Origin of the sequence: uncultured Rikenella sp. (assembly GCF_947628055.1) — a bacterium.
GTDB lineage: Bacteria > Bacteroidota > Bacteroidia > Bacteroidales > Rikenellaceae > Rikenella.
The window spans coordinates 24,538-36,719 of the sequence record NZ_CANQYJ010000011.1 but is presented as its reverse complement, the minus strand read 5'-3'; the positions used below and the strand labels follow the sequence as shown (position 1 = coordinate 36,719).

Below are 12,182 nucleotides of genomic sequence, written 5' to 3'. Positions count from 1 at the left end.
ATCTACACTTTGGAGCAGGATAGCGCTGCTATGCCTGTTGTTGCTGAATATCGGCTGCGGTAACCGGATAACGCCCAGTGCTGAACTGTCGGCGCTGACGGGGTCTGCTCTTTCGTTGCCGGATGAGTGTATTGCGGTTAAGATCGTATAGGGGCGAGCAACTAAATAACGTAATAAGTTATAATATTATTCCAATTAGCTTGTTTATATAAATACTTATCTTTAAAGCGGACAAGAGAGACTGCTTGTCTGCCTTTTTACTCATTTAAATCTTACTAACTATGAAAAAGAAACTTCTTTTAGGTGCTTTCGCGGCGCTGGCATTAGGGGCGGGGATCACCACGGCCGTGCACATTACCCAAACGACGGATCGTGCGTCGGCCATGATGCTCGAGAACGCCGAAGCATTGGCTTTGGGTGAAATGATTGGAGATAAATATTGCGACACGGAATATCGGGGAGGGTGGTGTGCAACTGTTCCTGGAGGTCCAAATGGTCCCATAGAGCTTTTTCATTATGTACCTTCTCGTTAGTTATTTTGTACTCGGTGCGCTTCGGTGCACCGATTTTTAATCTATCAGACGAATATGAAAACCCAACGACTATGGGTGCTTGTCATGCTGGCTGGAATAACGGTAAGTTGTTCAAAGCAGAATAAAACACCACAAACCATCGAGGAGATCATTACCTCGGCACGCGAAACGACCCAACGTGTTTTGCCGGTCAATGTCATGCTGGCCGATCCATACCAGATACAGTATCTGGACGGGCACCTGCTGTGGATTGACGGCACGAGAGACAAACTCCTGACCGTGTACGATCTGCAGCAGCAGACGGTCGTGCGGCAAGTCGTAAACGAAGGCAAAGGACCCTTTGAAATCTTACCCCCGGTTCAGTTACTGACCGATCCGGCAGAACATACGGTCGGTCTGTTGTCGCGTCGCACAGGTCAATATACAGTTTACCCTCTGGCAGATTTGATCTGTGACACCCTGTTGCGTCCGGTACGTTCATTCCAATTCGCCCAAGGCCGGGATCACTGCGTGAAAATAGGTGGTAACCGTTACTTATCTGCTTTTTATTTCCCCGACACAGTCGCCTCGGCTGCCGTGTGCGATACGGCCGGTAAGTTTTTAAGGTGGATCAATACCTACCCCTCAGAAATCATGGAGATCGAGAATCCCAGCGACCGTTATATGAAGGGCCAATCTTCCATGGCGTATTTGCCGGCGGAACAGGTGTTGTGCATCGCTTACACAAGCTATCTCGACAGAATTCAATTTTTCGACATGAGCAGTGCCGAACCGACGTTAGTGCGCGAGTATGGTGTGCCGGAGCTGAAAGAAAAATACACACCCAGTTCATTGTGTACTTATGCCACGGATCGGTTTATCTATGTATTGTGGATGAATAACCTCGACAAAGAACGGTACGTTCTCAAATTCGACTGTGAGGGAGGCGTGAGGGACTGTATTGAGGTAGGGTCTAAGGCTTACCGTTTTTGCGTAACACTGGATGATACGAAGATCTACACTTTGGAGCAGGATAGCGCTGCTATGCCTGTTGTTGCTGAATATCGGCTGCGGTAACCGGATAACGCCCACTGCTGAACTGTCGGCGCTGACGGGGGCTGCTCTTTTATTGCCGGATGAATGTGTTGCGGTTAAAATCGTATAGGGGTGAGTAACTAAATAACGTAATAAGTAATAATATTATTCCAATTAGCTTGTTTATAGGAAAATAAATACTTATCTTTAAAGTGGACAAGAGAGACTGCTTGTCTGCCTTTTTACTCATTTAAATCTTACTAATATGAAAAAGAAACTTCTTTTCGGCGCTTTCGCGGCGCTGGCACTGGGGGCGGGGATCGCCACGGCCGTCGGGACGGCTCAATCTGCCCGGGCTCAATCCTCCAAACTGTCGTTCGGCAATGTCGAAACTATGGAGCAGGAGGAAACCTGTATCTTGCCATGCCCAGACGATAGTGAAGAAGGATACCGTACCATAGGCTGCTATACGCTGCCGTGTGCTGTCGATAATGACATGACTATGCGTTGCGGAAATTTTGTTATAATGTGTTATAATTAACACGATAATACGAATCAAAGATGTACGCTCTATCCCGGTCTAAACAATTTTTCATTCTCTGTCTTATGGCTCTGCTTTCCGCTTGTTCCGGGGAGCGGAATAAAGGGGAGGTCACGGATTTCAAAGCGCTTGAATATCTCGGACAAATAGACCAACTGAACGACACGACGTTTTTGTCCGATGCCGTTTTTCACCTGACCGTTTACGGTGATACGCTGGCGATGGCCGATTCCAAACAAGGGAAAGTATTTTTCTGCACTAAGGACGGTCGGTTGCTGGGCTCGATCGGTCGCAAGGGGGAGGGGCCGGGCGAGTTCCTGGGTTTGAAGCAATTCGTACGGCTCGACGACTCGACCTGTTTTATGCGGGATACGTATAAAAATAAGATGGCATATTACACGAATGAACATTGTGAGCGAGAGTTGCAAGATAGGGAACCGGGATACTTCACTCGGATCTGTAGACTGGGTGACGATCTCTATTTCTATGAAAAAAATTTCGGGGGACAGCTTTGCCGAATGAATTTGGGAACCGATTCGGTCTCATTTTTCGGCCATGCGCAGGATTTCGAGTTCAAAGACATTACTGCCGTGCGCAACCAGCGGCATGTGGTGACGGACGGAAAATACCTTTATGCCGCACGGGTGGATCGGCCGATCGTGGAAAAATACACGACGGAGGGCGAATGGGTGCAGACCCTTGACCTCTCATATATGCCGATATTCAAACAAATCATCGAAGAAGATGCAATAGCCTCGTCCAATAGTTGGCCCTGCGTGGGGATCGATATTTATCCGGTCAACGGGAAATTGTACTATCTGGTCGGATTCCAGATCGACGACAAGCACCGGGGTTCCGACAAGTTGGTGGTCATCACCACCGATGGTTCGCAAATGCAGGTGGAATCGCTCCATTCATTGTCCGAGGGATGGTATTACTCGACCTTGGCCGTGTCGGGCGATGAACTGTACGCTTTCGAATGGGCCCAGGGGGTGATGCATAAATATAAGCTTTAAAAGAGTGTATATGTGGCGCAAATATGTGGGAGTATTGTCGGTTCTCCTGCTGGCGGCTTGCGGGAAGGGACTGCATTATGTGGATGTCCAACATTTCATCGGTCGGAAAGTCACTTTCCCGGAGTCCCTTGCCGGGCGTCTGATGGGGCAGGATACCTTGTTGGAGAGTCTTGATACCGTGCGGCTTCCCAAGTTGATCGTTTACTATGATTCGAGGAATTGCAATCCTTGTAAGATGGGTGAATTACCGGTGTGGAAGCGGTATTTCGACCAAGCGGATTCTTTATTCCCGCAGGTCAGGTGCCGTATGCTGCTTGCTGTCAAAAAGGATGCCCGCAGGCTTGATTTCGAGTTTCGGCAGCACCGTTTCCCTTATCCGGTCTATTATGACGAGATGCTGGATTTCGAGGCGGCGAACGCATTGCCTTTCGAACAGGAGTTCCATGTTTTTTTGCTGGATCGCGACAACCGGGTGGTACTGGCGGGTTCGCCGCTGAACAATCCGGCGATGTGGAGTCTCTACCTGCAATCTTTCGGGCAACCGCCTGCGTTCGAAGATCATTGAACGGCGAATGCAAGGAAAAATCGCAGGTTTAAATGTCAAGCGATGCGTAGCATCGCTCGTCTTGGGGTATTCACAGCCCGGTTGGAGTGGACCCTTCGGGCCTTTTGTCAGGGTTTGCAACGCCTCATTAAAGCGGCACCGCCCGCCCGCTTAAAGGGCAATAATGCTAAGTTTTGCATAAGCAAAACTGGCATAATTGCCGCGGGCGCCGAAAGTAGTACCCCATTATGAAAAGAAACTACGCGAAGTATATTTTAATCGTACGATTAATCATATCACCAGAATTTGTTATCAGTGATCTCTCCGTGTCAGGCCGGAGCCACCCCCGGCGTAGGCCTGCTACGCAGTCCACGCTGGCTCCGACCTGATAAATAAATGTATACGATTTTTCTGACCAATGCGATCCTGTGGATCGCCGGCCTTCGCGCCCGGCGGATTCCACTGGGGTTATGCAAATCCTCACAAGAGACCCAACGGGACCTGTTTGGGGGGAAGTGAGGGTAACGGGTATTGCTTTTGGCAGTATTTTTCCTTAGATTTATTTACCTTTTGAAACCCAAACCACTCGTATCGTGAAACGAATTCTTCCTACCGCCGCTTTTCTGATTCTTGTTTGCGCCCTGTTGGCCGCTTGCCAGAGTCGTCAGCGGCAAGCCGAACAGTTCCTGCTCAAAAACATGCCAGGTTACGGCTGGACGGAAGATTTTCTGGTCGACGCCCGCACCGGTGACACAATCTGCTTCACGCCCTACGACTACGACAATCTGTACCGGGCCAAAGATACGCTCGACTTACTTAAACGCGGCGCCCGCGGGGTGCATGCCGTGTACCGGGATTCAGAACTGTTGAGCCGGGATTCGGTCGCGAGCCTGGTGCGGGAAGCCATCGCGCTGTGGCAAAGTTCACCCTATGCACGGGAAGTCGGTTTCGACGATTTTTGCGAATACCTGCTGCCTTACCGGGCGGGGAAAGAACCGCTCGATCTGTCGTACCGGGACACGATCCGCCGCCGATACGCCCATGTGTTCGACTCAGTGGGAGCGGATCCGATCGCTGCGGCCTGCGCGATCAATAACGATATCAAAAGCTGGATGATCTTCGACCTGCGTTCCCATGCTTTGCTCAGCGAGCCGTCCGTGCCGGAGCTTATGCGGGAAGGGAAAGGGAGTTGCCGGGCGATCTCAGCTCTTTTCGTGCAGATCATGCGAACTATGGGGATCCCGGCTGCTATCGACGAGTGTCCGGTGTGGGCGCATCGTAATTCGGGACACGAATGGACGGTGGTGATGGACACCACCGGGAAGTGGCACCCTTTCGAGCCTGCGGAGTTCAATCCCGACGGTTTCCGCTCGGTGTGCGCCAATACGCGGACGCCGAAAATATACCGGCGGACTTACTCTTTCGACGACGCCTTTTACCCGAAGGTAGATCAGGCGGATATTCCGACTCTTTTCAAGACTTTCAACCGCAGGGATGTGACGCGGGAATACGTTTCGGTATCGGACGTGACGGTCACTCCGGATCGGAACCTGGACAAAAGCAATGGGATACTGTACCTGGCGGTTTTCAATGCCGAGCAGTGGCGGCCGGTGGCATGGGCCGAACTGGGGGCAGACGGCTGTGCCACATTTACGGAGATGGGGAATAACGATATTCTTTACTTGCCAGTCTTTTACCGCAATGGGCGAAATTTCCCGGCCGGCCGGCCTTTTGTACTGAACAAGGAAGGAAAAATGCGCCAGATCATTCCCGACGCGGAGCTTAAACAAAGCCTGGATATGGAGTTTATCAATCTGTACTGGGTGATGGCATGGGATACTTTCGCTCCGGGACCGGGTCGGCCGCTGGAGATTTTTTATTGGGATGACAAATGGGTCTTTTGCGATTCTTGCCGGGTCAATCCGGCGCCGGACTATCTCTCTCATTTCGATCATGTGCCGCTGAATGGTATCTACCTGATCAAGGGCAAGGAGTGGGCGAACACGTGGCAGCGACCGTTCATGGCAGACAGCACGAGCACCGGCTCGGTATGGTATTAGGGTTTGGGAAAGGGGAATGTACGTGGATTTCTCACCTGCTTCTCTTTCATATCGTTAAAATTTATCATAGGTTGAAACATCAATTCATGTTTGATTCTTGCAATTTCGCAGAAAAATTTATTCTTTTCCAAAGGATTTCCTGTTGAATTTTCATTGGCGTTTCTAACCAAACACGGTTCACAAAATTGAACAAAAATTACTGCGCACATCCATCTATTTGATTTTGATATCGTCTTAAGTTTCTAAGTTTATTCAATACACTTGAGTGGAACCAGATATTCTTCAATGTTTCAGTCTGAAAGTTTCCTATAATACAACCTTGCCATCCCGCACAAGGATATATCATAAATGAGTAATACTTTGAGTATATAGATTAAATGCCATCAAAATTATTTAACATAATATAAATAACAATAATTTTAACCGGTCATAAAAACGCGCTTTGAGTTAAGCGCGTTTTGACTCTATAATCATTAGAAAATTTTTACCGCCCGCACATATCCACCGGAGCCTGGAACTTGAGTTCCACGATCCGTACCGGTTCATCCCTCTCGGCCACCGGCAACTCGAACCGCGTTCCGGTTTCGGAGACAGCGAAACCGACCTTGCGCCCGGAACGTCCGTCGCGAGCCGAAACCAACCGTTGCGGCGGATCCGGCAATTCCAACGTCCGGAGCGTCGGATCCGTTATCAATAGCCACGCCCGCCGACCGTTCCGCGTACTGACTCCTCCCTCGAACGGATAATAAGGCCCTCCGCGCGTCCCATAAATCGCCCGTCCGTACCGGTTCAGCCACATGCCGAGCGTATCCATCAAAGCGATCTGCTCCGGCTCGAACCCGCCGTCCGGCCTCGGCCCCAGATTAATCATGTAATTTCCGTTGCTCCCCACAATACTGACCATATCCCGAATAAGCTCCTCCGCCGTCATCAACTTCGGATTCGGATTGTAGGCCCACTGCGAACGGTCGATCGTTACCCACGCCTGCCACGGATGATCGCCCCACACCGCCACCTTATTTCCCCGGTTGGTCAATCGTTCGCGATCCTGAAAATCCCCCGCATACTTCGTCCCGTCCATATCGATGTGGTTGTCCGCCCCCGCCATGCGCCGTCCGATGTCGATCCGCGTATTGAGCAGAATGTCCGGTTTTGCTTCGTGGAACTTCCGGTAGAGGGCCGACCCGATCTCATGCGTAAACGTACCGAGCCATTCGCCGTCGAACTGAATGAAAGCCAAATCGTACCGGTCGATCAACTCACACACCTGATTCGCCATGTAGTCGAAATAACGCTCCGGATCGGGACTATCACCCCGTTTCGGAATCAACGGCCCCGGCCCTCCATGCTCATACGGTTTCCAGTCCGGATGATACCAGTCTATGATCGAGTAGTAAGCCCCCAGCACGATTCCATGCCGGTCGCAGGCCTCCTTGAGTTCAGCCATTAAATCACGGCCGGAAGGCGTATTTTCCATATCGTAATCCGAATAGTCCGAACGCCAGATCGAGAATCCGTCGTGATGCTTCGCCGTCGGCGAGAGATAGCGCATCCCCCACCGTTTCATCAATCGACACCATTCGTCGGCATCGAACCGCACCGGATCGAATCGCAGATAGAGGCTGTCATAAACGGCCACCGGCACCGATGTTCCGCGACTCCAACCGATCTCCCGTCCGCTCAGCGACGACGGCCCCCAATGCACGCACATCCCCACCCGCATATCCTGCCAACGCTTCAAAGCCTCGACCGAAGTCTTCAGATCGGGATTCAGCTCCCCGCCGCCGCTCAGTTTGGTTTGGGCCGTCCCCACCCCCCAGCTCATTGCCAACAGAAAGCCCCAAAGAATCGTTTTTTTCATACCTATAAATCGCGATTTATTGACATTTCAACCCAGTTCGGCACCGTCGTCCGGCCCCCCAACCGGTTTCGCAATAATATGAATTTTAATTCAATAATCCCACATCTTCAGAGCCGATCGATTTTCGCCAAATCGATCCCCAAGACACCGCCTCCCTCCGCAGCCCGATATATTTAACATAAAAAATATAGATTGCGAGCGACAAAACACCCTAAATCCCGTCTCCGCAAAAAACAATTACCTCCTCGATATGAAATCCGGACTGATTTGCAAACAATTTTTGCATTTATGATCATTATCATTATTGTATATCAAAATTGAATTATCGTCATGAAACAGCTATCGATACTCGGTTTCGCCGCTCTTGCACTGGGGGCCGGCAGCGTGGCCGCACAGGAGAACAATCCAGTTGCCCCACAAAAAGTTACCCTTTTCGAGGGACAGACAATCGAACGGCTCCATGTGTCGGGTGACATCGACGTCGAAGTCCGGCAGGGGACGCCGAACAGCTTGGTACTGGAGATTCCGGCCGGGGTGTCGGTCGATTCGACCGCCTCGCGCCTCAGAGAAAGATATACGGAGAAAGATTTGGCCCGCGGGCTGAAGGCAGGCGAAGACGAACAGGATCGCGTCTACTGCTCGTTGCGGGGCGGAGAGCTCTACCTCTCGAACGGCTACCTGAAGACCTACGAAAGCAAAAACGGCGGACAGGCCATGCAGACCGTATCCAACTTCAAGGGGCGGGCCGTGATTACGGTCGGAGATTTGAAAGAAGTCTCGTTTTACTCGAAAGGGACGTTCCGGATGGCGGAGGGCGTTCGGCTGCGGGCGGCTGCGTTCGACTTCTTCAACCGCACGGATTTAAAGGGTTTGAATCTGACGGCGACCGAATCGCTGTCAATCAAGGTATTCAATCAAGCCAAGGGCGAGGCCCGGATTTTCGACACGCCGCGCGTCAAGGTCAGTACCTTTAACCATGCGTCGATCGACTTGACGATCGACGGGGTGAAGGACTTGGAGGTCAAAGCGTTCAACTCCGGGACTTTGCGGTTGCGGGGCCGGGTCGAACGTCTCGCGAAGTCGCAGTTCAACGGCGGAACGATCGACATCGATTCGCTGCAAGTCGATTCCTTAGTCGTCGGTCAACAGCAAGGGGAGGGAACGGCTATCATCGGCATCGGTTCGACATTGAGGATCGGCCGGGCGACCCGGGTTGTAACTGTTGTAGAAAGCGGTATGACGCTGCGGGAGCCCAAACCGGGCGACGAGACGCTGCCGGTGGCCTCGCCCGACGAGCAGACCTTTACGCTGGCTCCGGGTTCTTCGTTGATTTTGCGTGGCGGGAGGTACAAACTGACCGCGGGAGAAGAGGGAAAAATCGTGCTCCACAAGATAGATCAAACGATACGGTACCAACAGGGAAAGGTAAAGTCAAAAAACGGGAAATAACCCTGCGAGCCGCTTAAAACGATACCCGACCAGGATATGGCAAACAACGATCCCAAATCCACATGACACAGTGGCAATCTTTTCTGACCTTTCTGCAGCGGAATAAGCTATACACCGCGATTAATTTCTTCGGTCTTTCGTTGTCGCTGGCATTCGTGCTTCTGCTGGGGTGCTACATCCGGCGCGAGACTTCGATCGACCGGCAGCACGCCAATCACGATCGGATCTACCGGCTTCAGTCTTCCGAGAACATCACACTCCCGGCGCGGCTGGCACTCGATTTGGCAGGACGTTATCCGGAAATCGAAGCGATGACCCGCATGCGACAATTCAGCCGTTGGGTACAGCGGACGCCGGAGACGGGAGCCAACGAAAAACTTCTGGCGGTCGATCCGGACTTTTTTCGGATGTTTTCATTTCCGATGGTCGAGGGGAACACCGACGGCGTCATGCACACGCCCAAGGATATTGTACTGACCCGGAGTTTCGCCACCGCTTTGTTTGGCACGCGGCCGGCACTGGGAGAACATGTAACGATCAACGGAGATAATTCATATATTGTCAGCGGCGTAGTCTCCGATTTCGAGAACTCGCACCTGCGGACGCCGTCGATCTTAGTTCCATTTGAAAAAACGGGGCCTCTGATGGAGGGTTACGGCACCTGGGGAACCTCAATCTACCTCATGGGTGTTCCGGGGGCGGACCTGGCCGGAAAGATCGACGACATCAACGCCTTCGCCGAACACGACCTGAATTTCAACCCGCTCAAAGAGAGCGACGAGCATTTAGAGCTGGTGCCGCTCACGGAGCTCTATTTTTCACCCGACGCAACGGAATACACCCGGACGAACAACCCGAAATTCATTCTGATTCTTGGAGTTACAGCCCTGCTGGTTCTAATCTTCGCCGTCATCAACTACATCAACCTCTCGACCGCCCAGATCGGGACACGGGCCAAAGAGTTCACCTTGCGGAGACTGCTCGGAGGAACTCGGCAGGAGATGTTCGTCGGGTGTATCGCAGAGACCACCCTGTTTTGTTTGGCTTCACTGGGCATCGGGCTGTTGATTGCATCCCTGTTCCAACCCTACTTTGCCGACATGATGATGGGCACCTCCCGCAATTTGATTGCGGAGGGGATGACATGGGGCAACGGATTGTGGATGATCGGCCTGGTGATCCTACTGGGTGTGATTTGCGGTGTGGTTCCGGCCGGAATGATTGCCGCCGTGCGGCCGATCGAGATCGTTCGCGGGACGTTCCGGCGGAAAACCAAGATGGTGTACAGCAACCTCTTTATCGGATTGCAACTCTGCATCACCATCGTGTTGCTCTGCGGCACGATCACGATTGCCCGACAGGTGCGATACATGAAAAACAGCGATTTGGGGTTCGACAAGGAATATATTGTCGCTTGTGATTTCGGGAACACTTTCAGCCACAGCGAAAAAGAGCCGCTGCGGACAGAACTGGCTGCCATTCCGGGGGTCGAGGCGATTTCGTTCTGCACGGGCTATCCGACGGTTTACGGAAACAACCAGATGTTCGACGACCGGGAGGGGGTAACGCACGATTTCAACCGTTACCAGGTCGATACGGCATTTATGAAGATGTTGGGTCTCCGTATTCTGCACAGGACGGGTGTCACGGACGCCGATGCGGTGTGGCTGAACGAGACGGCGTGGAGACGCCTCGGTCTGACCGATGACGCGACGGAATACCGAGGCTGCGACTGGTGGCCCTTCAAGATTGCAGGAAAGGTGCAAGACTTCCATGCCCTGGACTTCTCGGAGCCGATCGGCGAAACGATGATCGAACCGCTGACGGACGACCAGATGCCGTATTTTGTCCTGATTAAGCTCTCTCCGGCCGCTCCGTTAGCCACCTTGGAACGGATTCGGACGGCGTATAATAAACTGGCCTGGGGTGACGTGTTCGACGGTCGTTTCCTGGATGACCGGGTGGCAGATATGTACACGCGTCAGACACAACTCTCACGAATGATGGGAACACTGTCTGGCGTCGCCCTCGTGATCTCGGCTCTCGGACTGCTGGCCGTAGCCACTTATTACACCCGTCAGCGGGTACAGGAGGCGGCCGTCCGCAAGGTGTTCGGCGCGACGAGCAGAGAGGTACTCTCGTTGCTCTTGGGACGCTTCCTGAGGCTGGTGGGCGTGGCTTTCGTTGTCGCGGTGCCGATCGGATGGTATTTCATGCGGGAATGGCTGGCGGAGTTCGCCTATCGGATTCCGCTGTCATGGACGATTTTTGCCCTGGCGGGCGGCATCGTGCTGCTAATGGCTGGAGGAACGGTGCTGTGGCAGTCGATCCGCGCGGCCGGAATCCATCCGGCTGCGGCGCTCAAACAACAATAATCATCGTTTGTTTTGTTTCTTCTCGTGGTATTCTTCAAATGATCCGTCCCGAAACAGAACAATAACCCGCGCAATTCCTTGTTCCGTAGCGTCGTCGTCTTTTTCCTCTTTTAATACCGCAGCAGCGGAAGATGCTGGAATTTCTGCATTTACATTTGTAACCCTACTCTCAACCTCATCGACAGCAGCATTATCCTTGGCCTGAGTAAATAAATCATTCTCCTCGATTCGAGCAAAATCCTCCTTCAAATCATCCGTACGAGTGTAATTTACTTTTGTAACCTCAGGGTTATTTACACTTGTAATTCCACTGGGATTTTCAATTTGATTACTCTTGTAAACCGGCCCGATCCCGTTTATAATCCAATCCGGATTTAGGTTCGGAAAACGCAACAAGATACGGGAAATAAACTCGAAATTCGGCTTATTACGCCCTGATAACAGATGAGATATGCTGGAAGGCTGCACCTCCATGATTTCAGCGAATTTTACAGCTGTAAGACCCTCTGACCGAAGAAATTGGGCAAGTCTTTCTTTCATTTCTGTAAAGTATAGTCATCACAAAGATAAACTAATCTTCCAAACCGACAACTCCCTTGCAACATTTCTCCTAACAATAAGAAAATACGCCCTTTTGAAACAATGCGAATTTCCAAAGCATATAATATTTGTAACTATATGGTATTAAGGCGCATATAAAATTATAATAATATGTTTTTGCCGTTTGTTGATTCATTATAGCAGTAAATGTGATTCTATAACATCACTCACTAATTTAAATAAAATACT

Annotated in this window: 11 protein-coding genes; 8 read left to right on the top strand and 3 right to left on the bottom strand. The window is 51.5% G+C overall.

The annotated features are described in order from the left end of the window. Positions 1 to 281 precede the first annotated feature (281 nt). The 6 genes from Q0Z93_RS02110 to Q0Z93_RS02085 all read left to right on the top strand — a co-directional run bounded on the left by Q0Z93_RS02110 (position 282) and on the right by Q0Z93_RS02085 (position 5,708). Complete coding sequence (locus Q0Z93_RS02110) at positions 282 to 533, top strand: hypothetical protein (RefSeq protein WP_298062106.1); 252 nt, start codon at positions 282 to 284, stop codon at positions 531 to 533. Between the two features lie 54 nt (positions 534 to 587). Then, the gene (locus tag Q0Z93_RS02105; protein WP_298062103.1) at positions 588 to 1,589 is read left to right on the top strand and encodes a hypothetical protein; all 1,002 of its coding nucleotides are present in this window, start codon (positions 588 to 590) and stop codon (positions 1,587 to 1,589) included. 223 nt (positions 1,590 to 1,812) lie between these two features. Beyond that, the gene (locus Q0Z93_RS02100; protein ID WP_298062101.1) at positions 1,813 to 2,088 is read left to right on the top strand and encodes a hypothetical protein; all 276 of its coding nucleotides are present in this window, start codon (positions 1,813 to 1,815) and stop codon (positions 2,086 to 2,088) included. A 65-nt stretch (positions 2,089 to 2,153) separates the two neighbouring features. Further along, positions 2,154 to 3,104, top strand: a complete 951-nt coding sequence (locus Q0Z93_RS02095) for a 6-bladed beta-propeller (protein WP_298062100.1) — start codon at positions 2,154 to 2,156, stop codon at positions 3,102 to 3,104. A gap of 10 nt (positions 3,105 to 3,114) precedes the next feature. After that, entirely contained in the window at positions 3,115 to 3,669 is a 555-nt protein-coding gene (locus tag Q0Z93_RS02090) for a hypothetical protein (protein WP_298062098.1), read from the top strand. Positions 3,670 to 4,241: 572 nt separating this feature from the next. Next, positions 4,242 to 5,708, top strand: coding sequence for a transglutaminase-like domain-containing protein (locus Q0Z93_RS02085; protein WP_298062096.1), 1,467 nt, complete (start codon positions 4,242 to 4,244; stop codon positions 5,706 to 5,708). A 196-nt stretch (positions 5,709 to 5,904) separates the two neighbouring features. Here the strand turns inward: Q0Z93_RS02085 and Q0Z93_RS10110 are convergent, their stop codons facing one another. Together Q0Z93_RS10110 and Q0Z93_RS02080 are read right to left on the bottom strand one after the other, a co-directional pair. Beyond that, positions 5,905 to 6,054 (bottom strand): SPASM domain-containing protein, encoded by a 150-nt coding sequence (locus Q0Z93_RS10110; protein WP_363291373.1) that lies wholly within the window; start codon positions 6,052 to 6,054, stop codon positions 5,905 to 5,907. Positions 6,055 to 6,192: 138 nt separating this feature from the next. After that, positions 6,193 to 7,569 carry an alpha-L-fucosidase gene (locus Q0Z93_RS02080; protein WP_298062094.1) on the bottom strand — a complete coding sequence of 459 codons (1,377 nt, stop codon included), beginning with the start codon at positions 7,567 to 7,569 and terminating at the stop codon, positions 6,193 to 6,195. 330 nt (positions 7,570 to 7,899) lie between these two features. On the opposite strand from Q0Z93_RS02080, the gene Q0Z93_RS02075 reads away from it, so the two are divergent. Both Q0Z93_RS02075 and Q0Z93_RS02070 read left to right on the top strand, forming a co-directional pair. Further along, a complete protein-coding gene (locus Q0Z93_RS02075) occupies positions 7,900 to 9,018 on the top strand; it encodes a DUF2807 domain-containing protein (protein WP_298062092.1) in 1,119 nt (372 codons plus the stop codon). Positions 9,019 to 9,080: 62 nt separating this feature from the next. Beyond that, on the top strand, positions 9,081 to 11,393 hold the full coding sequence (locus tag Q0Z93_RS02070) for an ABC transporter permease (protein WP_298062090.1): 2,313 nt from the start codon (positions 9,081 to 9,083) through the stop codon (positions 11,391 to 11,393). Here the strand turns inward: Q0Z93_RS02070 and Q0Z93_RS02065 are convergent, their stop codons facing one another. Continuing rightward, positions 11,394 to 11,933, bottom strand: coding sequence for a helix-turn-helix transcriptional regulator (locus Q0Z93_RS02065; protein WP_298062088.1), 540 nt, complete (start codon positions 11,931 to 11,933; stop codon positions 11,394 to 11,396). Positions 11,934 to 12,182 lie beyond the last annotated feature (249 nt).

Excerpts from the sequence above, each read along its gene's own strand:
- Q0Z93_RS02110 (WP_298062106.1), top strand. The coding sequence starts at position 282 with ATGAAAAAGAAACTTCTTTTAGGTGCTTTCGCGGCGCTGGCATTAGGG.
- Q0Z93_RS02105 (WP_298062103.1), top strand. The coding sequence starts at position 588 with ATGAAAACCCAACGACTATGGGTGCTTGTCATGCTGGCTGGAATAACG.
- Q0Z93_RS02100 (WP_298062101.1), top strand. The coding sequence starts at position 1,813 with ATGAAAAAGAAACTTCTTTTCGGCGCTTTCGCGGCGCTGGCACTGGGG.
- Q0Z93_RS02095 (WP_298062100.1), top strand. The coding sequence starts at position 2,154 with ATGGCTCTGCTTTCCGCTTGTTCCGGGGAGCGGAATAAAGGGGAGGTC.
- Q0Z93_RS02090 (WP_298062098.1), top strand. The coding sequence starts at position 3,115 with ATGTGGCGCAAATATGTGGGAGTATTGTCGGTTCTCCTGCTGGCGGCT.
- Q0Z93_RS10110 (WP_363291373.1), bottom strand. The coding sequence starts at position 6,054 with ATGATATATCCTTGTGCGGGATGGCAAGGTTGTATTATAGGAAACTTT.
- Q0Z93_RS02080 (WP_298062094.1), bottom strand. The coding sequence starts at position 7,569 with ATGAAAAAAACGATTCTTTGGGGCTTTCTGTTGGCAATGAGCTGGGGG.
- Q0Z93_RS02075 (WP_298062092.1), top strand. The coding sequence starts at position 7,900 with ATGAAACAGCTATCGATACTCGGTTTCGCCGCTCTTGCACTGGGGGCC.
- Q0Z93_RS02070 (WP_298062090.1), top strand. The coding sequence starts at position 9,081 with ATGACACAGTGGCAATCTTTTCTGACCTTTCTGCAGCGGAATAAGCTA.
- Q0Z93_RS02065 (WP_298062088.1), bottom strand. The coding sequence starts at position 11,933 with ATGAAAGAAAGACTTGCCCAATTTCTTCGGTCAGAGGGTCTTACAGCT.